The 23,089-nt window shown below is 61.5% G+C and carries 18 protein-coding genes; 11 read left to right on the top strand and 7 right to left on the bottom strand.

From position 1 onward, the window contains the following. Window positions 1-4: 4 nt before the first annotated feature. Window positions 5-1,426: a chromosomal replication initiator protein DnaA gene (gene dnaA / locus ACZ9BC_RS01035; protein WP_476244345.1), complete on the bottom strand. Its 1,422-nt coding sequence runs from the start codon at window positions 1,424-1,426 to the stop codon at window positions 5-7. Window positions 1,427-1,895: 469 nt separating this feature from the next. Between dnaA and rpmH the strand changes: the two genes are divergently transcribed. The 8 genes from rpmH to ACZ9BC_RS00995 all read left to right on the top strand — a co-directional run bounded on the left by rpmH (window position 1,896) and on the right by ACZ9BC_RS00995 (window position 7,613). Beyond that, window positions 1,896-2,033 carry a 50S ribosomal protein L34 gene (rpmH, locus tag ACZ9BC_RS01030; protein ID WP_003800212.1) on the top strand — a complete coding sequence of 46 codons (138 nt, stop codon included), beginning with the start codon at window positions 1,896-1,898 and terminating at the stop codon, window positions 2,031-2,033. A gap of 41 nt (window positions 2,034-2,074) precedes the next feature. Then, window positions 2,075-2,485, top strand: coding sequence for a ribonuclease P protein component (rnpA, locus tag ACZ9BC_RS01025; protein ID WP_079597941.1), 411 nt, complete (start codon window positions 2,075-2,077; stop codon window positions 2,483-2,485). Then, window positions 2,478-2,873 carry a membrane protein insertion efficiency factor YidD gene (gene yidD / locus ACZ9BC_RS01020; protein ID WP_476244344.1) on the top strand — a complete coding sequence of 132 codons (396 nt, stop codon included), beginning with the start codon at window positions 2,478-2,480 and terminating at the stop codon, window positions 2,871-2,873. Before rnpA ends, yidD begins: the two co-directional genes overlap by 8 nt. Window positions 2,874-2,888: 15 nt before the next feature. Beyond that, window positions 2,889-3,863, top strand: coding sequence for a membrane protein insertase YidC (gene yidC / locus ACZ9BC_RS01015; RefSeq protein WP_476244343.1), 975 nt, complete (start codon window positions 2,889-2,891; stop codon window positions 3,861-3,863). Then, complete coding sequence (locus tag ACZ9BC_RS01010) at window positions 3,863-4,429, top strand: Jag family protein (protein ID WP_079597938.1); 567 nt, start codon at window positions 3,863-3,865, stop codon at window positions 4,427-4,429. Before yidC ends, ACZ9BC_RS01010 begins: the two co-directional genes overlap by 1 nt. A gap of 21 nt (window positions 4,430-4,450) precedes the next feature. Then, on the top strand, window positions 4,451-5,101 hold the full coding sequence (gene rsmG, locus ACZ9BC_RS01005; protein WP_079597937.1) for a 16S rRNA (guanine(527)-N(7))-methyltransferase RsmG: 651 nt from the start codon (window positions 4,451-4,453) through the stop codon (window positions 5,099-5,101). Window positions 5,102-5,190: 89 nt separating this feature from the next. Then, the gene (locus tag ACZ9BC_RS01000; protein WP_476244342.1) at window positions 5,191-6,258 is read left to right on the top strand and encodes a ParA family protein; all 1,068 of its coding nucleotides are present in this window, start codon (window positions 5,191-5,193) and stop codon (window positions 6,256-6,258) included. A gap of 65 nt (window positions 6,259-6,323) precedes the next feature. Further along, complete coding sequence (locus ACZ9BC_RS00995) at window positions 6,324-7,613, top strand: ParB/RepB/Spo0J family partition protein (protein ID WP_476244341.1); 1,290 nt, start codon at window positions 6,324-6,326, stop codon at window positions 7,611-7,613. A 4,722-nt stretch (window positions 7,614-12,335) separates the two neighbouring features. On the opposite strand, the gene trxA is transcribed toward ACZ9BC_RS00995, so the two are convergent. The 5 genes from trxA to ACZ9BC_RS00970 all read right to left on the bottom strand — a co-directional run bounded on the left by trxA (window position 12,336) and on the right by ACZ9BC_RS00970 (window position 18,443). Beyond that, window positions 12,336-12,662: a thioredoxin gene (gene trxA, locus ACZ9BC_RS00990; protein ID WP_079597934.1), complete on the bottom strand. Its 327-nt coding sequence runs from the start codon at window positions 12,660-12,662 to the stop codon at window positions 12,336-12,338. Between the two features lie 37 nt (window positions 12,663-12,699). Further along, window positions 12,700-13,656 carry a thioredoxin-disulfide reductase gene (trxB, locus tag ACZ9BC_RS00985; protein ID WP_476244340.1) on the bottom strand — a complete coding sequence of 319 codons (957 nt, stop codon included), beginning with the start codon at window positions 13,654-13,656 and terminating at the stop codon, window positions 12,700-12,702. 273 nt (window positions 13,657-13,929) lie between these two features. Next, entirely contained in the window at window positions 13,930-15,555 is a 1,626-nt protein-coding gene (locus tag ACZ9BC_RS00980; protein WP_476244339.1) for an ABC transporter substrate-binding protein, read from the bottom strand. Between the two features lie 166 nt (window positions 15,556-15,721). After that, window positions 15,722-17,881: a murein biosynthesis integral membrane protein MurJ gene (gene murJ, locus ACZ9BC_RS00975; protein WP_476244338.1), complete on the bottom strand. Its 2,160-nt coding sequence runs from the start codon at window positions 17,879-17,881 to the stop codon at window positions 15,722-15,724. 61 nt (window positions 17,882-17,942) lie between these two features. Next, window positions 17,943-18,443, bottom strand: coding sequence for an NUDIX hydrolase (locus ACZ9BC_RS00970; RefSeq protein WP_058269716.1), 501 nt, complete (start codon window positions 18,441-18,443; stop codon window positions 17,943-17,945). A 207-nt stretch (window positions 18,444-18,650) separates the two neighbouring features. Here ACZ9BC_RS00970 and ACZ9BC_RS00965 point away from each other — a divergent pair, with 207 nt between their 5' ends. The 3 genes from ACZ9BC_RS00965 (at window position 18,651) to ACZ9BC_RS00955 (ending at window position 21,484) form a co-directional block, all read left to right on the top strand. Continuing rightward, the gene (locus ACZ9BC_RS00965) at window positions 18,651-20,159 is read left to right on the top strand and encodes a CCA tRNA nucleotidyltransferase (protein ID WP_476244337.1); all 1,509 of its coding nucleotides are present in this window, start codon (window positions 18,651-18,653) and stop codon (window positions 20,157-20,159) included. Continuing rightward, window positions 20,156-20,740 (top strand): histidine phosphatase family protein, encoded by a 585-nt coding sequence (locus ACZ9BC_RS00960; RefSeq protein ID WP_079597928.1) that lies wholly within the window; start codon window positions 20,156-20,158, stop codon window positions 20,738-20,740. Before ACZ9BC_RS00965 ends, ACZ9BC_RS00960 begins: the two co-directional genes overlap by 4 nt. A 603-nt stretch (window positions 20,741-21,343) precedes the next feature. Then, window positions 21,344-21,484, top strand: a complete 141-nt coding sequence (locus ACZ9BC_RS00955; RefSeq protein WP_476244336.1) for a hypothetical protein — start codon at window positions 21,344-21,346, stop codon at window positions 21,482-21,484. A 62-nt stretch (window positions 21,485-21,546) separates the two neighbouring features. On the opposite strand, the gene ACZ9BC_RS00950 is transcribed toward ACZ9BC_RS00955, so the two are convergent. Continuing rightward, the gene (locus ACZ9BC_RS00950; RefSeq protein WP_476244335.1) at window positions 21,547-23,064 is read right to left on the bottom strand and encodes a glycosyltransferase family 39 protein; all 1,518 of its coding nucleotides are present in this window, start codon (window positions 23,062-23,064) and stop codon (window positions 21,547-21,549) included. Window positions 23,065-23,089 lie beyond the last annotated feature (25 nt).

The following is a 23,089-nucleotide window of genomic DNA, read 5'->3' as shown; positions in this document are numbered from 1 at the left end:
GCGGTTAGGAGTCGCGCTGCTGCTGCTTGATGCGGTTGGTCAGCTCTGTCACCTGGTTGTAGATCACACGGCGCTCGGCCATCAGCTCGCGGATCTTCCGGTCGGCGTGGATGACGGTGGTGTGGTCGCGGCCGCCGAGCTCCTGGCCAATCTTGGGCAGGGACATGTCGGTCAGCTCCCGGCAGAGGTACATGGCGATCTGCCGGGCAGTGACCAAAGTGCGGGTCCGCGACTTGCTGCAGAGCTCTTCCATGCTGAGTTTGAAGTAGTCGGCCGTCTGCTGCAGGATCTGGCTCGAGGTGATCTCCTGGGCGCCGTCGTCGGTGATGAGGTCCTTGAGGACCATTTCCGCCAGCGCCACATCCACGGACTCCCGGTTGAGGCTGGCGAAGGCCGTGACGCGGATCAGGGCACCTTCGAGTTCACGGATGTTGCTGGAGATCTTGGAAGCGATGTACTCGAGGGCATCATCGGGTGCGGACAGGCCTTCGCTCAGGGCCTTCTTGCGGAGAATGGCGATACGGGTTTCAAGTTCCGGCGGCTGGATATCTGTCAACAGGCCCCACTCGAAGCGGGACTTCATCCGGTCTTCGAATCCCGCGAGCAGCTTGGGCGGCTGGTCCGAGGTGATGACCACCTGCTTGTTGTTGTTGTGCAGCGAGTTGAATGTGTGGAAGAACTCCTCCAGCGTCCGGTCCTTGCCGGCCAGGAACTGGATGTCGTCGATGAGCAGGACGTCCACGTTCCGGTAGGTGGTCTTGAAGCTGGCGCCTTCGTCATCGCGGATGGAGTTGATGAAGTCGTTGGTGAATTCTTCGGAGTTGACGTAGCGGACGCGGATACCGCTGTACAGGCGGCGGGCATAGTGGCCGATCGCGTGCAGGAGGTGGGTCTTGCCCAACCCGGAATCGCCGTAGATGAACAGCGGGTTGTATGCCTTCGCCGGGGCCTCCGCAACGGCGACGGCGGCCGCGTGGGCAAACCGGTTGGAGGAGCCGATCACGAAGGTGTCGAAGACATACTTCGGATTCAGCCGGCCAAACTCATGGGAGGTGCTGGGCAGCATGGGCTGCGGCTTTTGCTCTATCAGCTGGTCCGAAGCGAAGGACGGCTCGACGGCGGGTTCGGGCTCCTCGTGGATGGGAACCAGGTCCGTGTCGACGTCAATGGCGCACCGGATGTCCTCGGAGAAGACGTTGTGCAGGGCATCATCGAGGGCGTCCTTGACCTGGGTCTGGAGGACTTCACGGGTGAGTTCATTGGGAACCGCCACCAGGAGGGTGGAGCCAATCAGGCCCTGCGCCTGGGCGAGGATGACAAAGCCACGCTGCCGCGGTGAAACACGGTGGTCCTGTTCCAGCAGGCTGACAACTCGCCGCCAGGAACTTCCGACAGTATTGGCGTGGTTGGCTTCGTCTACTGTCATCAATCGGTTCCCTCAAAACTTGCTTTGCCTGCATTGCCTGCAGCCCTAGGTCGAGAACCAGGGTGCTGGCCCCGCTTAATCCACAGGGTTATGCACAGTCCGTGGATAATCGGCTACTGAGCCACTCTAGGGGATGAAAAGCCTAGAAGATAGCTGGCAAGTAGCTTGTGGATAATTACACGGTTGTTGTTCGAAAAAGGGGCTTGTGAGCCACTTCATCCACAGGCACGGGGGGTGGGTTAGGCACAGCTGGGGATAGCGTGGGGGCGACCAGCCGGTTTGACTCGAAGGCTTAAATTGCCCTAACGTTGTGAAGTCCTTTGTGTCCGCTTTTTGGCCCCATCTGAATCTCTCAGGCGCTCCGCGTCTGAGCAGCCGGGGGAAGCGTGCATATACAAAACTTAGCGTCGGCCAGTTCTTCCCCATACTGATCGGGTGGGCGCACCTTTGATCCACTGGAGTAACTAACGTGAGCAAGCGGACTTTTCAGCCGAATAACCGCCGTCGAGCCAAGAAGCACGGCTTCCGCCTTCGTATGCGTACCCGTGCCGGCCGCGCCATCCTGGCAGCCCGTCGTGGCAAGGGCCGTACCGAGCTGTCGGCTTAAATAACTGAACTTTTCGGTAGACATCTCTTTGCGAGTTTAAGGTGCTGGCCACCCGCAACCGCTTAAGGACTGCATCCGATTTTTCAACAACTGTACGTTCCGGTGTCCGCAATGGGCGCCGGAACGTAGTGTTATATGCGGCAGCTATTGCTGCCGACGAACCCAGCCGGATCGGGTTCATCGTTTCCAAGAGTGTAGGGAACGCTGTGGTCAGGAACCTCGTTAAGAGGAGACTAAGAGAAGCAGGTGCTGCCTCGCTGCGCGAGCATGGCACAGGCTTCGCCATAGTGGTCCGGGCGCTTCCTGCGTCCGCGACTGCCAGCTGGGATCAGCTGCTGTCGGACTACAACGCTGCACTGGAATCGACGCTGACCCGGCTGGCCGGCCGCCTCCCGAAGGCTGCCGCCAACGGTTCGGCCGGTACAACACAGGAGGGGACACCGCGTGCGTAACGCCACCGCCGTCGTCGCCCGTCCCCATCCTGTTGCCGCCGCCGCCGTCGGGATGTTCTTGTGGAACCTGCCCAGGAACATCCTCATCGTGTTGCTCAAGGCCTACCGCAAGGTGATTTCTCCCTTGTACGGCCAGGTCTGCCGATTCTTCCCTTCATGCTCGGCCTACGCCCTTGAAGCGGTCACTGTCCATGGAGCCGTCAAGGGCGGCTGGCTCGCAGTCAGGCGCCTTGGCCGCTGCCATCCATGGAATGCCGGCGGCGTGGACCACGTCCCCGCCGGTAAGCGGGATTGGCCGGAGAGCCAAGCCCCCACAATTGTTGTGCTGAACAACCCGGACAAGTACCTGGCTGCTCGGACTGATGAAGAAGGCCGCAGTGCGGCCTGACGAATAGGGATAAGTATGGACTTCTTTGAAACAATCATGTTTCCGTTCAAATGGCTTGTGTCCATCATCATGGTGGGCTTCCATGAGGGCCTGACTGCTATTGGGCTCCCTGAAGCCTCTGGCTGGACCTGGACCTTGTCCATCATTGGCCTCGTGCTGGTGATCCGTGCCGCCCTGATTCCCGTCTTCGTCAAGCAGATCAAGGCCCAGCGCGGCATGCAGTTGCTGCAGCCGGACTTGAAGAAGCTCCAGGACAAGTACAAGGGCAAGACGGACCAGCTGTCCCGCCAGGCCATGGCGCAGGAACAGATGGCCATGTACAAGAAGCACGGGACCAACCCGTTCTCGGCCTGCCTTCCCATGCTGATCCAGATGCCGTTCTTCTTCGCCCTGTTCACTGTGCTGTCCGGCATCTCCGGTGCCCGCGACAAGGGCGAGGGCATCGGTGCCATGAGCCATGGCCAGGTGGTGCAGTTCGACGACTCCACCATTTTCGGCGCACCGCTGAATGCAACGCTGCTGCACGGCGGCGGTGGCGATAACCAGATAACTGTTGCCATCCTTTCGATCCTGATGATCCTGGCCATGACGGCCTCGCAGTTCATCACGCAAAAGCAGATCATGGCCAAGAACATGTCTGAAGAAGCCATGGCCAGCCCCTTCATGCGCCAGCAGAAGATGATGCTCTACATCCTGCCCATCGTCTTTGGCGTGGGTGGAATCAACTTCCCCATTGGCGTCCTGATCTACTGGACCACCACCAACCTTTGGACTATGGGGCAGCAGTTCTTCGTCATCCGCCGGATGCCGACGCCGGGATCCCCCGCCGCAAAGGCCCTCGCCGAGCGCCGTGCCGCCAAGGGCCTTCCGGCCCTTTCGATCCTGAGCGGTAAAAAGGATGAGGCAGCGGATGCTGCTGCCGCGGCCGCCGTCGCTGAATCCAAGGGCCAGCGTGTCCAGCCACAACGCAAGAACAGGAAGAAGAAGTAATGTCAGCCGAGAGTACCGAACACGCCCTTTCTGAAGAGATCCTCGAAGATCAGGACGAGTCCGTGAACGAAGAAGCTTCCTCCCCCAAGGTTTCAGCTGTCAGCCGTCTTGAAGAAGAAGGCGACATCGCGGCGGATTACTTGGAGGAACTGCTCGACATCGCTGACATCGATGGTGACATCGACATTGAGGTCCGCAACGGCCGCACCTATATTTCGATCGTTGCCGAAGAGGAGACCGAAGGCCTGGACAGTCTGGTGGGCGAGGACGGCGAAGTCCTTGAAGCCCTTCAGGAGCTCACCAGGCTTGCTGTGCTGTCCGCGACGGAGAACCGGTCACGGCTGGTCCTGGATATCAACGGCTACCGGCAGGAACGCACCGGACACCTGCAGAAGATCGCGGAAGACGCTGCGGCTACGGTGAAGGAAACCGGCCAGTCCGTGGCGCTGGAACCGATGAGCGCCTACGAGCGGAAGATTGTTCACGACGCTGTTGCTGACCTGGGCCTCGTCAGCGAGTCCGAGGGCGAAGGCACCGGACGCCACATTGTTGTTTCCGCAGACTAGAGAATTGCTGACCCGCTAATCATGGTTGACATCACGGCAGCTGAGCTTCTGGCCGCTGAGAAGATTTTCGGCGACCGGCTGGACCTGGCCAAGCGCTACGTCGAACATCTGGCTACTTCCGGAACAGAGCGCGGGCTGATTGGCCCACGGGAAATTCCGCGGCTCTGGAGCCGGCATGTACTCAACTGCGCCGTCATCGAAAGCGAGATTGCCCAGGGCAGCCACGTGGCCGACGTCGGAAGCGGCGCCGGGCTGCCCGGCCTCTGCCTCGCGATTGCGCGGCCGGACCTGGAACTGACCCTGATCGAGCCGCTGGAACGCAGGGTGATCTGGCTCCAGGAAGTGGTGGACGACCTCGGACTGGATAACGTGACGGTGATGCGGACCCGTGCTGAGCTGGCAGTGGGCCAGGTGGAAGCCGATGTGGTGACTGCGCGGGCAGTTTCTGCCTTGAGCAACCTGGCCGGCCTCACCATCCCCCTCCTGGCCGGCCATGGCGAGGTTGTTGCCATTAAAGGCCGCAGCGCGGCCGAGGAAATCGAGAAGGCCGCCAAGGTCATTCGAAAATTGGGCGGTGTTCAGACGTCTGTCCTTACAGTTGGTGACAACCTGCTTGAGGAGCCCACCACCGTAGTCCGCATCGTTGTGAACAAGTCCCAAAAGAAATCCTAATCAAGGCCCGGTGACCGAAGTCTGCCGGGTCAAGCAGTTAGGCTAGTCAACGGCAGCAAAATTGGCTGAACGAGAGTGAGTGTGCCCCAGTGACCAGTAGTGAAGCCTCCGCACAACGGATACCACCGTTTGTGTCATTGGGGTCAGCTCGTTCTGTCGCTGGCCCGTTTTCGGTCCCCGGCAGAGGGGGAATTCACCCAAAACAAGTATCAAACGGCGGAACCTCGTCGCTTGTTTCACGTGAAACAACCTCAGCAGGTCGAACCAACATCATCGATGCAATCGACGATTCCAGCCCTATTGCACGGGAGCTGGCCCATGAAACGAAGCGCCGTGAGCGTCTAATGGGACGTAAGCTGCCGCGCCCCGAAAAGACACGCATCTTCACCGTGTCCAACCAAAAGGGTGGCGTGGGCAAGACCACCACCACCGTCAACATCGCCGCGGCCCTGGCAGCAGCGGGACTGAATGTTTTGGTGATCGATATCGATCCCCAGGGCAATGCCTCCACCGCGCTGGGTATTGAGCACCATGCCGATGTGGACAGCATTTACGACGTCCTGATCAATGATGTTGCCCTGGCCGATGTGGTGGCCCAGTGCCCCGATATCGACAAGCTCATCTGCGCGCCGGCCACCATTCACCTGGCAGGTGCCGAGATTGAGCTGGTATCGCTGGTCGCGCGGGAGCAGCGACTGCGCCGGGCGATCGACGTCTACGCGAAGACCCGTGAAAAGAACGGCGAAGAGCGTCTCGACTACATCTTCATCGACTGCCCGCCAAGCTTGGGGCTCCTTACCGTCAACGCCTTCTGCGCAGCCAATGAAGTCCTGATTCCCATCCAGTGCGAATACTATGCCCTCGAAGGTTTGAGCCAGCTTCTCAAAAACATCGAGATGATTCAGAAGCACCTCAACGCTGAGCTCGTCGTCTCCACCATCCTGCTCACCATGTATGACGGCCGAACCAATCTCGCTGCGCAGGTTGCTGCCGAGGTGCGGACGCACTTCCCCGACCAGGTGCTGTCCGCAGTGGTGCCCCGGTCGGTACGGATCTCTGAGGCACCGAGCTACCAGCAGACGGTTATGACGTACGACCCATCCTCCAGTGGAGCCCTGTCTTACTTGGAAGCCGCTGCTGAAATAGCAGAACGCTAATATCTTCAACACTGCAACGACCGGAGCCGGCTCACGCCTGGTTCTACCACTGGAGGGATTTACCCATGAGCGAGAAGCGACGGGGCCTAGGCCGCGGTCTTGGCGCGCTGATTCCAAGTTCCGCCGCGTCCAATGGGCAGGGTAACGGTGCAGCCGTATCCCGTCCTGTAGATCTCTTCTTCCCCGAGGGCAGAAGGAAGACCGAACCCTCGGACGAAAGTGCAGCGGGCACAGCAAAGACTGTGGCCGAGAAGCTGACCGCCCCACCGGCCCGCAAGGCCCCGGCGAAGTCCACTGCCAAGAACACCGCCTCCCCGGCTGCCGAAGCTACTTCCCGTTCTTCCAGTGCTGCCGCAGCCAAGAAGGCTGCCACTCCACCGCCTCCTGCAGCCGGGAATGGCGGGCCTGACAATGCCGAGTCCGTCCAGGAGCCTGAGGCATCCCCTGAGGAATCCACTGAGGTCCGCCCGGACGTTGCTGCCGCCGCGCCTTTGGGCGAGTTCGCCGGATCCAATGGCGATGTTGACCTTGTTGACGTACCGGGTGTGCGTTTTGCCGAAATACCCGTTTCCGAGATCCATCCCAACCGGAAGCAGCCACGTTCCGTCTTCGATGAAGACGACATGGCCGAGCTTGTCCACTCGGTTCGGGAAATCGGCGTCCTCCAGCCAATTGTCGTCCGTAAATCAACTGAATCCGGTGGAGAACCATATGAGCTCGTCATGGGCGAGCGTCGTTGGCGTGCCGTTCAGGCTGCGGGACTCGAAACCATCCCCGCCATCGTCAGGGATACCACCGACGATGATCTCCTTCGCGACGCATTGTTGGAGAACCTGCACCGCAGCCAGCTGAATCCCTTGGAAGAAGCTGCGGCTTACCAGCAGCTTCTGGAGGACTTTGGCACGACGCATGAGCAGCTGGCTGACCGTATCGGTCGTTCACGCCCCCAGGTGTCAAACACCCTGCGGCTCCTCAAGCTTCCTCCGCTGGTGCAGCGGCGCGTCGCTGCGGGCGTCCTGTCCGCCGGTCATGCCCGCGCGCTGCTGTCGCTTCCAGACGCTGCCGCAATGGAGCGTCTGGCCCAAAAGATCGTCGCTGAGGGTATGTCGGTACGGGCCACAGAAGAGGCTGTCACTCTTTACCAGGACCCGACGAAGCAGCCGAAAAACAATGTGCCCCGTCCCGGCGCGCGTCATGAGCGTCTGGATTACCTCGCATCATCCTTGTCAGACCGCCTTGATACCAACGTGAAGATTTCGTTGGGTGTCAGGAAAGGAAAAGTCAGCATCGAATTCGCCAGTGTCGAAGACCTGAACCGCATCATGGATGTGTTGGCTCCCGGTTCAACAAACTAGTCTTTCCCTAGGGGCCCGGTTCACCACGAACCGGGCCCTTTTCTGTCTGAATACAGTTCTTATCAATACGAGCGTTTCATCCAGATTCACTTGCTGACCGTGTCCGTTCGCTCATACACAAAGGCACTTCAAGGATCCTCTCCAACTCTGCAGCATCAAAAGCATGCGCAGTCTTTTCATGGATGAGACAGGCACCGATATGTGAAGCATACGGGCCGACCGTGGAAGCACTGCCGCCCCGTGTGCACTCCCTTCAGGTCGCACTTCTTTCATCGCTTCTACGGGAAGTGACAGGTGGCTCACATGTTCGCCGCACTGCATTTCGGGTAAGACTTAATGGAGATCGCACACGGGAGTCTGAGCGTCCTGAATAGCTGGTCGCATGGCGACGCTACTGTTTCACGTGAAACGGCGCTGCTAGGTGAGTGGCGGTGTCCGGCATAGCGCCCCGCCCTGGAGCGGAGCTGAGTATTTACCCGCAGATGATTCAAGAGTCTCGGGGACATCATGATCCTGAAAGGCGATCAACAACGTTAGGAACCTTGACGGCCGCCGCTGGGGGTAAGTCGCTCAAGCACCAGAACTCGCGCTCGATCAGGTGGTCTGAAGCGAAGGATGGCTCGACGGACGAATTCGGGGCTCCTCGTGGATGGGGACTCTTTCCGCGCCGGGCTCTCCCCCCTGATCGTTCGGCCTAGCAGATTCCTTGATGGGGTTCCTGGGGCCGCACCCATGCAGGCGTAGGGGCAAGCTGAATGCAGATGTCACCAGACGCGGATAAGTCCTGGCATCTCGCTTCCTATGCCTAATGCGGAGACGGCCACAGTCGACACCGACGCAGTAGGCGGCGTGCCCATCTTTCGCTTGCACCTTGTGTCTATATCGTGTTTTTGCTCCCAGCCCGTGAGCACCAGCCTCGTGTTTCATGCGAGCAATTGCGGCTTTCCATCGCCTCCCTCATTGGACGCTGACTCGTCAGTGGTGGAGGCGGGCGCAGTGTTTCACGTGAAACGGCGTCAGCCTCGCCGGCACCTCAGCGCACCGTCCCTGTCCCCTCGTGCTTCCGAGCTTCATGGCGTCGACATTCCCGATAGACCTCCGCTCCAAGGGCTGGCATCACTAGAACTGATGGGTTGCCACGGCAAATCTTCCTAGGCCTCGATCGATGGCACCGCACTGAGTGCTGCACTAGGAAGAAGGATCAGACGTCACCAGGACGACCCGGTCCCAGCGTTATGCCTTGATGGGCGGATTGGAGTCGAACGGCAAGTGCGCAGGCCTCCCCGCGCGGAGGGGCCGGCTGAAATTTGGAGTTGCAGCGAATATCCGGCCGCGAGTCGACCGTATCCTCGGGCCCTGGCCCCACCCCGTCTCACGCACTCCTATCAGTCGTGGAATATGCGTTTCACGTGAAACATGATTCCCGTCCTATCGTCCCCCTGATTCGATTCCACCCCCCCGCGCTGCTCTTACGGTCGTCGATGCAGAACCGCTGCGCCGAGATCACATCAAGCCAGCGTTCCCTTTGCGGCGACGTAAAGGCACCAGTCATCAAATGGATACTAGCTTGGTGCTTTTTATCCGCAGCGCGAACTGGCGCCGACAAGGGCGGAGCTCTACGGAGACCGCTCTTTGCACTGGTGCTGTCCTTTTCAGTTTGGCATTAAGACACTGATGAAGGGTTGCAGCGAACAGGCCTATTTTCCGGGTGGTTGGAATACTTTCGCATCGTGTGGCGGCTCGCCATCAGCAGGGCGGCAGCGCCGTAGAGACCTAATGCGGGCACAATGTGTCGCAGTCGGGTCAACTTCTGGTCTCCGCCAACACTTCCAGTACCACGCCCTGTCACGAGCCCCTAGGCCGAACGGGACGAATAGGCCAGTGAGATTTCCACACTCTCCTGTGAGTATGAGTAGCATTATAGGCAGTGGATATCGCTGTGGATAACTTTGTGGATTACTAATCGCCCAAGCGTGGATAAACAGCAAGGACTGCACGCGAGTGCAGGGCCCTATAAGGACAGGTCCCAGGTTAGTTACTTCGCGTTCACGTAACGGCCGCTCGCTGCACGCCCCTGTTTCACGTGAAACACAAAAGACGGCGCCCGAAAGCGAGCCATACTGCAAATATTCGCGCGAATACGGTGGTTTTAGGGGCCGACAACTGCGACTTGTGGTGCTGCTGATTCAGAGTGAAGGGCGGACCCTAGGCATATAGAGCCGCCTACCTTTCCCGACGCTACGCGCATTAGGGGAGGCGGCTTCCGGGAGCACAACAAGCACACCTCCCAGGGGCTGTGGATAACTGCGTGGATAACTAGGGTCGGCGCTTGTGGATAACTTGTGGATTTGCGCAACGCATAGGAGCCGCCTGACCCGTATCCGCGGGGAATAGGCAGCGCGCCACGCGCCCGACAGGGACGACTTGGAGTCGACTTTCTCTCCGCGATGGGTCGGTAGGTAAGGTCGTCGGGAGCGCGTGACGTACCGGGAGAACATGGAGGTTTGAAGTGGAAGCCACGGCTGAGCTTGTGACCACTCGCCGAGGTGTGGATGCTCATATGGTAGGAACGCATCTGCCTGCGAAGCCAGGGTAATTCAGGAGCGAGGCCTTCGGATAGACGAAGTGGTCTTCCTCTGAAAGCTCGTTGTGCAATATGACTCAGGCAGTAACTGTAGTTGAGCCTCCAGTCGTACTGCATGTACGTTCCGCTCATCTCCCCCAGTTTTTGGTACGGCGCCCTATCTTGGCCCTGTACATCCTTCTTTCGCTACGGAGGGCCATTCCAGGCCTGGGTATTGGCAAGGCGCCGAGCGTCGTGTTTACCCACTGACAGCGGGCGGCCAGTGGTAGGCCGGGTTTCTGGCGACTATTGGCATATCGGCCGACTTGAAGCTTTGGCGGGCGTACTTCAAGAGCGGGTGCAGCTCATGCCTCTTGGCACCGCCCTCCGACGGCCTTTCGTTTCACGTGAAACATTTAGAGATGCCGTTCCTCTACGGCTTCCTTGCGGGGTCTGCTCGGTCAGACTAGTCAGTCCTCGCTGGGGCAAGGCTGTTTAGGACGGTACCGACTGTCGTGCCCTGATCATCTGGATCCTTGTATTACGGCCAGCACGAACATCACACACGGTAGCGATGGGTTCCGAGTCGATACCGCCGGCCAATCCCCTGGTGTCCCTGAAAACCGATAGGGCGGCAATCGTTACTGTGTGGCAGCGACGGATCAGACGCGTGGGTAGAAAGCCTCGGCTGAAGCTCCAGCCTTTCAACGACGTGGCGACGTTGCCGGAGGCTGCGATGTTATGTCACGACGAAGATGACGGCAGGCAGCTGAAGCTGTGTCGCCTTCTTGGGGGGCAGCTGGAAAGGCCATTCGACTGACCCATTCTTTAGGCGCAACACGTTTCTTTCGCCTGAGTTGACTGACTGTCGTCAAACACATCGTTGGCCGATGTTCCTTCTGGAGGCCTAGTCCCGGGGCCCGAACGGTTTTAGAAGTTGGACCTTGTAATGTGCTCTCGTATTCCGCGCATGGAGCTGGGGTTTGGAGCTGGCGCGTGGAAAGCATGTGTCGACGGGCTGCGCCCGGGAAGAAGGGCGAATGGGGTGCGACACTCGCCGGGGCTCCCGCTGGTTCGGGCCGAGAGGAAGCTACTGGCTGACGAGCGGGCGTTCTTCAGAAGTAATGTGCCGCTATCATTTGTCGCCAACGGATCCAGTAACAGCTCCTAAGGGATGTCGGAGACCCCTGGAGTGGTTCATTGCACAGGGCGTCGAGTATGCAGTCAAGCTTGCGCACGGGAAAGGTGCAAAGACGACAGGTAAGCATGCTTACATGCGCCCGAGCTATTTTCCCGGGTCGCGTGCTGTTTCACGTGAAACCTGCGTCGCTCGCACCACGGTGGTATCTCGGCACCAGCGGAGGCTGAATGGTTCGTGGATATACGATGAGTAGAGTCGCGCTGTCGCCGGGCTCTTATGAAGTGATGTGCAATTCACCTGGCGGCCGACAATGACGGCATCTGGTGCATGCAACAGCAGAATACCCCCTCCCCGCTCCCGCGGGCCGGGGAACGCGAGCAGGTGGGCCCGATGTTTCACGTGGAACCGCGCGACAGCCCGGGCGTCGACGGCCTGATCCAAGGTGGACAATAGTGGCGCCTTAATCATTGGGATGCCAATCGCAGGCGTACGAGCAACACTCTGCTCGTCAAGCGCTATATGACCGTGCCAGTGGTTGCTGAATGAGTTCCCTGAAGCTTTTTTCTTGAAGTTGTGAAAAGTACCGCCGGCTTGCCGTACTCCTTGACGATAATAGGAGCCACGCTCTTGCTGTGCCTTGCCTCATTAGCATCCGCTGGTTTCGTGGCAGCCATACGGACACCAGGACGCAACTCTTCCCTGCCATCTTCGCGAGTCCGCGGCCACTGGTATCGGGAAGCAGAAGACCATCTGCGGTTATCTAGAAAGGAGCAGCGCGCTGGCGAGTCCCCCTTGTTTCACGTGAAACATAGTAAGGGCGCACATTTGCATCCCGCTACACGTCTAAGCGCACACGTTGGCAGACCGGGTGCTGCTACCGGATCGAAGGGCAACCCAAGGGATCATCGCACGCGAGCAAACAAGATCCTGATGTTCCGGACAAACAAAAAAGTGGCCACTACCCGAGGGCAGTGACCACTTTCGAATGTCTCAGATAGCAATCTGAGAATCAGAATCCCTAGGAAAGGACGTCGGAGAATTCCTTTTCAAAGAACTGCTTCGGCTTTGCACCGATAACCGTGTTCTTCACTTCGCCGCCCTGGAACAGGTAAACGGCAGGAATGGAGGTGATACCGTACTCCGCGGCGATGGCGGGGTTGTCATCAACATTCACCTTGACGACATCAACCTTCTCGCTGTACTCAACGGAGATCTCGTCGAGAATCGGACCGAGTTTGCGGCACGGACCGCACCATTCCGCCCAGAAATCCACGATTACCGGCTTGTCGGAGGACAGTACGTCCGTCCCGAAGCTTGCGTCAGTTACATCTTTTGCGTTGCTCATATACCTTGTCTTTCTTTCCGATAGCGAGGGGCGAAACTTATGCGGCCAGGTCTGCCAGGTAGTGCTCCACGTCGATGGCGGCTACACAGCCTGAGCCGGACGCTGTGATTGCCTGCCGGTAGGTGGGGTCAACAACGTCGCCGGCAGCGAAGACGCCGGGAATGCTGGTACGGGAGCTGCGTCCCTCCACGGCAATGGTTCCCTCCGGGGTCAGCGCCAGGACATCCTTCACGAGGTCAGTCCTCGGGTCGTTGCCGATTGCGACGAAGACGCCCGTAACGGCAAGATCGGAAACAGTTCCGTCAACCAGGTTTTTCAACTTAAGTCCGGTGACCTTGTCTTCGCCAATAACGTCATCCACAGTGCTGTTCCAGATGAAGCTGATCTTCTCGTGGGCCAACGCGCGGTCGGCCATGATCTTGGAAGCCTTAAGCGAATCACGGCGGTGTACAACCGTTACTGATTTCGCAAACTTGGTCAGGAACAATGCCTCTTCCATCGCGGAGTCTCCGCCACCGATCACAGCGATGTCCTGGTCCTTGAAAAAGAAACCGTCGCAGGTTGCACACCAGCTGACACCGTGCCCTGAAAGGCGCTTCTCGTTCGGCAGTCCCAGTTCCCGGTATGCGGAGCCGGTGGAGAGAATAACAGCCTTTGCCCGGAAGGTCTCCCCCGTGGCGATGGTCACCGTCTTGACCGGACCATCGAGCTCAAGTGCGGTGACGTCCTCAAACTGGATCTCGGTGCCAAAGCGGGCAGCCTGCTTCTCGAAGTTCTCCATGAGGTCCGGACCCATGATGCCGTCGGGGAAGCCCGGGTAGTTCTCGACGTCAGTGGTGTTCATCAGTTCACCGCCGGCGGTTACGGAACCAGCGAGCAGCAAGGGCTTGAGATTTGCGCGGGCCGTGTAGACGGCAGCCGTGTAACCCGCCGGACCGGAGCCGACAATGATGACATCACGCACTTCGGACGCGGTGTTTTCTTCGATGGTCACTGAACGGTGAACCTCTTCCTTATTTGACGCACCTCCCTGTGGAGGCCGGCCATATGGCACAACTGCTACTGGATGCTGGATATTCCGGCGACTGGACATGGAAGACCGCCGGTAGACGGCATCATGCCATCTCCGCCAGACGCTCTTTCCAGATTACCGTCCCACAGCGGTTCCCCATCACCGGCTGCAAAGACTGCAACCCGGAAACGTATTAAAAGCCAGCGGCCCTCCCCCAGTTGATGGGGAGGGCCGCTGGTGTTGAAGAGCGGACGGTTACTGGACTTTGATCTCCGCCAGACGGATGCCGTAGCCGTACCGCGTCTTCGGTGCAGCGAGACGGGGAAGGGAGTTGACCGAAACGATGACATATTCCGCTTCCACAGGCTCGGCCATCGGCATGTTAAGGTCCGTGGAAGTGAAGCTGTTGGTGCCAACAGTCTTGGCACCGTCCAGGGACGGTTGGTCATTGGTGTAAACGGTGATGTTTCCGCCAGAGCCACCAAGCTGCGAGAGGGTGACGGATGAAACGGTGGCAGGGCTCTCCAGCTTCACAACCAGCGGAACGCCTTGTGCCGCCAGGCCGCCCCAATTGTCGGTGGCGAATTCCATGTCGGACCAGTAGCTTGCGGCGTTCCCGTCGTACGCCTTCACCAGGTCGCCGTCGAATGTGGCGGCAAAGTCGAAGTTGCCCTGCCGGGTCACACTTTCAATGACGGGCGGCGCGGCAGGCGGAGCTGAGCTGGGAGCTGCGGAGGGCGGGGCCGAACCTTCCGGTGCGCTGGTGTTGGTGACCGGAGCCGGGTTATTTGCCTGGGGCTGGGAAAAGAGGCTGCCCAGATTGGTTACGGCGAACACGAGACCAGCGATCAGGACAACGGCCAGGAGGCCGCCCACCAGCCAGCGCATGGACCGGGGTTCACGTTCAGGCTCGTCCCGGTCGCCGTCGTAGTCACCAGGGTCGGCAAAAGAAACTCCTGCGGCCGCCGGGGCTGCAGCCCGGGCAAAGGCGGCTGATTTCTTGTTCACCGGCTGGGGCTCGTCCACCGGTTCTTCGTGGTGGTTGTAGCCCTCCTGGTCCGACTGCACGTAATCGTCATCCGACCACAGGGATACCTTGGGCTTCCCGGAGCCTGCTGCTTCGGCTGAAGCACCGGAGGAAGCACCCGTGTCGGCGCCACGGGGAGCGTCTTGAACCGGATGCGCGGCGGTGGCGTCCGGATCAGCTTCGGGCGCAGTCGCGCCACGACGTGATGCCCCACCGGCACCGGAGGCAGCAGCCGCAGCGGCAGCACCGCCAACAGCCGCAGCCCCGCCAGCAGCGGCAGCCCCACGATCAGCCGCGGCTCCGCCGACTGCGGAGGCTCCAGACCGGCCAACCCCAGGCGATGCTGCGGGCCGGACGGGAGGCCTGGGCGGCACAACGGGTGCAGTCCGGTAAGGGTCCACCTGGCTGGGGTGCGTTTGGCCGTAATTGATGTAGCCGGCGTCGACGTGATCTTCATCGTCGTAGGGTTCCGGCTCGTGCGACCGGGGCTGGCCGAAGATTTCGCTGCCCAGGGTGTCGGTGAAAAAGGGCTCCACGTAGGGAGGATTCGATGCCACCACGAGGTCCAGCAGATCAGCGGCGGACGTGTGGTTGGTGATGAGGTAGGTGGCTGCCTCAGTGACGCCGAGGTCCAGCACCTGCACGGTGCCGGGGCGTTCACCAGTGGCAACCTCGCGGGCGCTCTGGGCAACCTGCTCTGTGTTTTCGGGTCCGGCAACCAGGATGCTGACGGGCCGGTTCAGGACCTGGTCCACACCATCCAGCACCAGATCGTGGTCGTGCGAGGCCAATACGGTGGCTGTGACCTTGTAGCGGCCGCCCAGTACTGATCCGACATCGATCGGGTTGGACACGTGTTCCTCCTAGATTTTCCGGGATTGCCGGTATAGATGACGCAACCGCCGTTCAGGGACTGCCGCGCGGCCTGCCCCTGGATACAACTCCCCCTTGTACCTTTCCGATCCTAGCGGATTGCGTCCGGCGCGCCGGGGACAAAGACCTCCGGAAAGGGCAGGGCAGTCACTTTTTACGGGGGCGCCGCCGCTTGAAGTAAGGGTTTTCGCCTGCCTTGCCCTGGAACGTGCGCCGGCCGGGCAGCGGGATCTGCTCACGGAGCAACCCGCCGCGTGCTGTCCCCGGCTGGTCCTCGCCCGGCAGGTAGCCGCCGTCGGACGTTCCCTGGCCGCCGCCGTCGTAAGAATCCGGGCGGCTGCCCCCACGCTCCGGCTCGGGGCCGGCGCGGAAGGAAGCAGCATCAAACTCGCCGGAAATCCGGGGAATGAGCCCCGTATCCACGGAGGTCGTGGCCCGTTCGGGACGTACAGGGCGTTCCGCGGCGACCGCACCTTCCACGGACGGCGTTCCCTCCGGAGAGGACGACGGCGGGGCCCCGCCTGCCGCCGCGGGCGCAGCCGGGCCGCCACGGCCCAGGCGGCCAAGCAGGGGACGGAGGAGGTCGCGCAGTTCGGCGACGCGGAACAGTTTGAGCAGGACGAAGTAGACCACCAGCATCACGGGACCAACAACGATGACCGTGATCAGCGCGGTCAGCCGGTCATGCCAGGCGAAGCCGTTGGGGTCGTAGCTGCCCATCAGCCACAGCGCACCCGCACCGGCAATGGCGGATCCGAGGGCGGCGTAGCCCATCCGGATGTAGGAGTTGGCGATCCGGGCCCCGTCAAGGTGCCCGAGGAGCCGGCGCAGGAAGTACGCGCTGATGACCACGGACAGGATGTTGCCCACCATGTAGAGGACCGCGATGGCGTAGATGATCTGGTTGACCGGCAGGAACTGGATGGCAAAGGCGCCGGCAACGTAAACCACCGCGAGCAGCAGCTGAATGTAGAACGGCGTGCGTGCGTCCTCGTTCGCGTAGAACACCCGGGACATCATGAAGTTGGCACTCATGAACGGTGTGCTGAGCGCCAGGATGGTGAGCGTCTGCGCCAGCATCACGCCGTCCTGTTTGTCCCCGCCCGAGAAGAACATGCCTAACGGGCCGGCCAGGGCGAACAGGGCCAGGGCACCAAAAACGGTGGCAACGGCCATGGTCCGCAGCCCGTGCGAAAGAGCATCGCGCAGCTCGTCCCGGTTGCCGTCCTGCGACGCCCTGGTCATCCGGTTGAACAGCACCGTGGCGAGGGACAGCGCAATGATGGAGTGCGGCAGCAGGTACAGCTGGCTGGCCACTTCAAGCACCGCGTTGCCCGGCAGCATCTCGGCCGCCGGGTCGCCAGCCTCCTGCAGCCTGATGCGTTCCGCACCCGGGATGGTGGCGATGCGCATGACATAGAGGAACGCGAGTTGCCCGACGGCGGCCGTCAGGAGGGTCCAGACGCTCAGCTTGGCTGCCTGGCCCAGTCCCACGCCGCGCCACCCAAACCGTGGACGGAGTCCCAGCCGGAGCCGGAATACGGGTATCAGGAGGATGGCCGTCTGGGAGACGACGCCGATGGTGGAGAAGCCGGCCACGAACAGTGTCTGCGTCTCACCCCAGTTCTCCAGCGTGTGCGGACTGAACTCGTTGGTGCCGAAGATCCAGATGAACATCCCGAGGCCGGCGATGGCCACAAGGTTGTTGAGGATGGGCGCCCACATGGCAGGACCAAAGGCGCCGTTGGCGTTGAGGACCTGGGTCAGGAGCGCATAGAGGCCGTAAAAGAAGATCTGCGGCAGGCACCAGAAAGCGAACGTGACAGCCAGGGCCTTTTGCTGCGGGGTGTATCCCTGCGTGGTGAGTTCAATGACCGCCGGGGCTGCCAGGGTGACCAGCGCCGTCAGGCCCAGCAGGAGCAGGACAGCAAGCGTCAGCAGCCTGCTGATGTAGTCCGCTCCCCTGTCCGGAGCCTTGCTGGCCTTGATGATCTGCGGCACCAGGACTGCGTTGAACACGCCGCCGGCCACCAGCAGGAAGATCAGGTTGGGCAGGTTGTTGGCGTTGATGAACGTGTCATTGACTGTGGAGCCAAGCCCCAGCGCCGTGCCCAGCATCCAGGTCTTGCCGAACCCCAGGAACCGCGACACGAGTGTGCCCGCGGCCATGATGGCGCTGGAGCGGGTTTCGCTGGCGCCGACGGCTATTGGACCGGTATCCGGGCCCGCCGGTTCCACGGGTAGACCCTCGGGGACCGCGTCGCCGGGCCGGCCGGGTTTATCGGAAGGAAAATTGGAAGCTGACATCGAGTTCATCGTCTCACCCGGACGCCGCTATCGCCGCAATGCCGGCACGGGCAGTGCGGCGCTACAGGTGTCCGGGCAGGACTTCGCGGGCAAGGTCGGCGATGCGCCGCTCGTTGGGAAAGGACAGTTTCCGGGCCAGCTCCTGGATGGGCACCCATGCCACGTCCACGGCTTCCTGGTCCGGATCGTTTTCGATGGTCAGCTCGCCGCCGGTGGCGCGCAGGAGGTAATGGTGGACCGTTTTGTGGACCCGGTGGCCGCTGACGGTAAACCAGTAGTCGATGCTGCCCAGCGGGGCGAGGATGCTGCCCTCGATGCCGGTTTCCTCGGCAATTTCCCGGACCGCGGCTTCCTCGTTGTTTTCCTTGCCCTCCGGATGGCCCTTGGGCAGGCACCATTCAAGGCGTCCGCCGCGGTTAAGGCGGGCGATGATCGCAACCCTCAACTCGGCGTCGGACGTGTCCACCACCACGCCGCCGGCGGAGACTTCCTCAACCGTCGGCAGTGAAGCCGGCGCCGAATGCTGGGCAGGTGCAACGTGCGCACCGATTGCCGACGGCAATGGTGCGTTCGTCCTCCTGCCGGGAGCGCTCGGTACTGGATGGGCCATGGAGTCCACTCTAACGACTGTTGCCCGCTCGTGATGACCGGAACATGACACCAACATGGACGGCATATGACGCAGTTTCCCGGCGGCGGACCGAATCCACGGGATCTTGACGCTTTTTTGGCCTGCCGGGCGGCAGGTTTCTGCCAAGCTTAAGTAACTATGGCGCACGCACATCACAAGACTGATTCCCACACCGTCGATTTCCAGGTGGACCCGGTGGTCCTGGAGCTCGGCCAGCGCTTTGTGGACGCCGGCCACGAACTGTCCCTGGTGGGCGGGCCGGTGCGGGACCTGTTCCTGGGGCGGACCTCCCCCGACCTGGATTTCACCACGGACGCCACCCCGGACCAGACCGTGGCCCTCATCAAGAAGTGGGCTGACAACTTCTGGGAGATCGGCCGGGCCTTCGGAACCATCGGCATGCGCAAGGACGGGTTCCAGATCGAAATCACCACCTACCGGGCCGAGGCGTACGATCCCGAGTCCCGCAAGCCCGTGGTGGCATTCGGCTCGTCCCTGACCGACGACCTGCTGCGGCGGGACTTCACCATCAATGCCATGGCCTTGAAACTGCCCGCCATGGAGCTCGTGGACCCGTTTGGGGGCGTCCGCGACCTGCACGCCTCCGTGCTGGCCACTCCTGGAGCACCCGAGGCCTCCTTCTCCGATGACCCGCTGAGGATGATGCGGGCCGCCAGGTTCGCGGCCCAGCTGGGCGTGTCAGTTTCCGACGACGTCCGGGAAGCCATGACCCGCATGGCCGAACGCATCACCATCATTTCCGCCGAGCGGGTGCGCGACGAACTGGTCAAGCTCATCTGCGGCGCACAGCCCCGGGTCGGCGTGGACCTGCTGGTGGACACGGGCCTCGCCGAGTTCGTGCTGCCCGAAGTTTCCGCCCTCCGCCTCGAGTCCGACGAGCACCACCGCCACAAGGATGTCTACCAGCACTCCCTGCAGGTGCTGGAACAGGCAGCGGAGCTGGAGACGGACGGTGACGGCCCGGTGCCCGGGCCCGACTTTGTGCTGCGGTTCGCAGCATTGATGCACGACGTCGGCAAGCCGGCTACGCGGCGCTTCGAACCTGGCGGGGCGGTCAGCTTCCGCCACCACGACATGGTGGGGGCCAAGCTCACCTCCAAACGGATGAAGGCCCTGCGTTTCGACAACGACACCACCAAAGCCGTGGCCCGGCTGGTGGAGCTGCACATGCGCTTCTACGGCTATGGCGACGCCGGCTGGAGCGACTCGGCGGTGCGCCGCTACGTCACAGACGCCGGGCCCCTGCTGGAACGCCTGCACCGGCTCACCCGCTCAGACGTCACTACCCGGAACCAGCGGAAGGCCGAGCGCCTGGCCTTTGCCTACGACGACCTTGAAGACCGCATCGCCGCGTTGCGGGAGCAGGAGTCCCTGGATGCTGTGCGGCCGGACCTGGACGGCGCCCGGATCATGGCACTGCTCAGCCTCAAGCCCGGGCCCGTGGTGGGCAGGGCGTACAAGTTCCTGCTCAATGAGCGGATGGAACACGGTCCCCTGCCCGTTGAGGACGCGGAGGCCCGGCTGCTCCGCTGGTGGGCCGAACAGCCCGAATCAGCTCCTGCCGCAGCGGAAGCCGGAAAGTCTCCCGCCGCCGTCGAACCTTCCCCGTCTGAGGAGACCAAGTGACCGATCCCGCCCTTGCCCCCCGCCCCCAGCTCTGGATCCTCCGCCACGGCGAGACCGAGTGGTCCAAGAGCGGCCAGTACACCGGGCTCACGGACCTCCCGCTCACGGTCGAAGGCGAACAGCAGGCTGTTGAAGCCCGTAAGGTGCTCGACGCCGTCGATTTCGACCTGGTGCTCACCTCGCCGCTGCGGCGTGCCCGGCGGACCGCGGAACTGGCGGGATTTCCGGACGCGCAGCACGAGCCGCTGGCCGTGGAGTGGAATTACGGGGACTACGAAGGCATCAGTTCGGACCTGATCCGCAAGGACAACCCTGACTACCTGATCTGGACCCACGGTGTGCCCAACGGCGAGACGCTGGATGAGGTGGCGGCCAGGGCGGATAAGATCATTGGCCGGGTCCTGGAATCTGGAATGGACAATGTGCTGATCGTTGCGCACGGCCATTTCTCGCGGATCCTTACGGCCCGGTGGCTGGAGCTGGCGCCCACGGAGGGCCGGCACTTTATCCTGGGCACCGCAAAAGTCTGCACACTGGGGTGGGATAAGAGGACGCCCGCAATTGTCCGCTGGGGCCTTTAATTCCCTCTTTTGATAGATAAATTTGCCGAATTCCCCAAAAGCAGTAGCCACCGGAAGAATCCTGGTGTATTTTTATTCCTGACCCCAGAGCCAACTGCCGGGGTCAGCGCCCCGGTTGCACGCTTTGTCTGCAGCGAACAGAGGAAAAGGAGGTTGGGAGAAATGATGACTTTGACTGGCGGACGGAAGACCACCATCACCGCGCACCCGGCCCCTGCGCATAATGCGCACCTGTTCGGGGGCCAGCCAGGCTGCTGACGCCTGCCCTTGCCCTCCGTCCCTTGGTGCGGCGGCAAGGTATTCACGGTATGCTCGGCGAAATTTCGCGTCCCTAGGCCTGCCTCCGATTTCTGGTTTGCGTGCAGCTTGCGGCGGTGCCGGACATTTCCTGTGAGCGTGGACTCCCGCATCCCATAACTCGGAACCAGTTTTCCGATGGGGTCTTGCTCTCCTGCCGGAAATTCCGTTTCCGCCAAAATACCCTTGATTAGTTCGGCGAATTTGTAGCGCCATTATGTGGGCGCTAATTCCTTTTCAACGCGGCCTTATTTTGTTATGCCCATTTATAAGGCTGGCTATCACCCCGTAGGGAGGTGAGAACCAATGATCCGAAAACTCCGGAAATTCCTGTTCACTGCACCACGGCGGACCAGGAGCAGGATGCTGTTCAACCAAGACCTCTTGGAGCGCCAGCGGAATGACGTCTTCGTCCTGATGCACCAACAAATGGGCGGGCTGCGCTGACACGCACGGCCGGCCGCGATGTTCCTGCCGCGTGTGCGGCGGGACCTTTGCGGCCGGGACGTTCAGGAGCAGGTGAAGGAGATCAGGACCAGCCGCTGGAAGGGTCGGTTGCCGGTCTCCCGGCACTGCGCGGCGGTGAAAGCGGAGAGGTTGCTGGGGGCGGCATTTCCGAGCCCGACAAACAGCACTTCGCCACGGCCGGACAGCTCAGCGGCGGTGACGGGGGCATCCAGGCCCCACAACGTCCCGGACTCTGCCGGTGTTTCCTCCAGGGACAGGTCCTGGATTCCGCCGAAACGTTCCGGATAGGCAAGCACCATGTCACGGAGGTACGGCTCGCCGAACACCATGGCGGCGGGTTGCGGCGCCTGCTGATCCAGCAGCGCCGCAATCCGGCGTTCGGTATCGGCCGGCTCATTCACCAGGCTCTTGAGTGTGAGCTGCGGGACCAGGCTGCAGCAGATGACTCCTGCTACCACCACGGGGCGGAGCAGTGTGTGCCTGGCGGGAAGCCTGGAAATGCCCAGTCCTACCAGCAGGGCAAACGCAGGGGCGGTGAACGTCAGGTACCGGGCCACGTAGACGGGCTGGGCCACGACGCTGACCAGCAGAAGCCCGGCAACGGGGACTGCTACGCCTGCCAGGCACAGGACCAGAAGGGGACGCAGGGCAGTGCTGTTCCGGGCGGACCAAAGGCCCCACACCAGCAAGGCAATCTCCACCACGCCGAGGAGCACCACGAACGCCAGAACCCATTGCGGAGGCATGTTCCCCGTGGGCCGGTCATCGCCATAAAAGTACTGTTTGACGGCCGCGGTCATCAGGTTCTGCGCCAGGGAACGGTTCTGGATCCAGTCCACCTGCGCCTTTTGCCCCAGGGCATAGATCAGGAACGGCAGCACAGACGCCCCGGCTGCGGAACAGGCCACCAAAGTGGCCAGCACCCGGCGCCGGAGTAGGACCGCTGCGGCTGCGTGCGCCGCGACGGCCAAGCCGAAGAACATGAATATCCACACGCCCACCACTGCGCATAGAGCGTAGAGGACCCAGTCGAGGATCCGGTTGGATTCCCATGCCCGGAGCAGCAAGAGGGTGAGGGCCACGGCCAGCATGGCGGTGAAAGCAGACTGCCGGGCCTCGGTTCCGGCCCACACCATCCGGGGAAGGACGGCCAGCACCAGGCCGGCGGCAAAACCCAGGGATTCGGACCCCAGTTTCCGCCCGATGACGGCCGTTCCCGCGCAGGCAAGACCCACCGCAAACGCCGACGGCATCCTCATGGAAATTTCCGAGAAACCAAAGACGGACGTCCAGAAATGCATGATCAGGTAGTAGAGGCCGTGAACCGCGTCCACGGACTGCAGCAGCAGAAACAACTCGCCCGGAGACCGGCCGGCCGCGGAAATGGTGGCGATCTCGTCATCCCAGAACGAGGGAATCCACGATCCTATGAACGCCGCGCAGAAGCCCAGCAGGCCCAGGGACACCGGCGTCCACCACTGCCCAGCAGCCGGGCCCGGCAATGCGGCCAGCCGGGAGCGTGGTCCGGCAGCATGGCCGCTGACCCTTTGGCTCTCCACCTATAACCCCCTGAAGCTGCTGGTT

This window comes from Pseudarthrobacter sp. TE3704 (assembly GCF_056279405.1).
This window is presented reverse-complemented; position numbering and strand designations above follow the sequence as displayed.

Bases quoted from the DNA above. Each gene is read 5' to 3' on its own strand.
- dnaA (WP_476244345.1), bottom strand. From the start codon at position 1,426: ATGACAGTAGACGAAGCCAACCACGCCAATACTGTCGGAAGTTCCTGG.
- yidC (WP_476244343.1), top strand. From the start codon at position 2,889: ATGGACTTCTTTGAAACAATCATGTTTCCGTTCAAATGGCTTGTGTCC.
- ACZ9BC_RS01010 (WP_079597938.1), top strand. From the start codon at position 3,863: ATGTCAGCCGAGAGTACCGAACACGCCCTTTCTGAAGAGATCCTCGAA.
- rsmG (WP_079597937.1), top strand. From the start codon at position 4,451: ATGGTTGACATCACGGCAGCTGAGCTTCTGGCCGCTGAGAAGATTTTC.
- ACZ9BC_RS00995 (WP_476244341.1), top strand. From the start codon at position 6,324: ATGAGCGAGAAGCGACGGGGCCTAGGCCGCGGTCTTGGCGCGCTGATT.
- trxA (WP_079597934.1), bottom strand. From the start codon at position 12,662: ATGAGCAACGCAAAAGATGTAACTGACGCAAGCTTCGGGACGGACGTA.
- murJ (WP_476244338.1), bottom strand. From the start codon at position 17,881: ATGTCAGCTTCCAATTTTCCTTCCGATAAACCCGGCCGGCCCGGCGAC.
- ACZ9BC_RS00965 (WP_476244337.1), top strand. From the start codon at position 18,651: ATGGCGCACGCACATCACAAGACTGATTCCCACACCGTCGATTTCCAG.
- ACZ9BC_RS00955 (WP_476244336.1), top strand. From the start codon at position 21,344: ATGATCCGAAAACTCCGGAAATTCCTGTTCACTGCACCACGGCGGACC.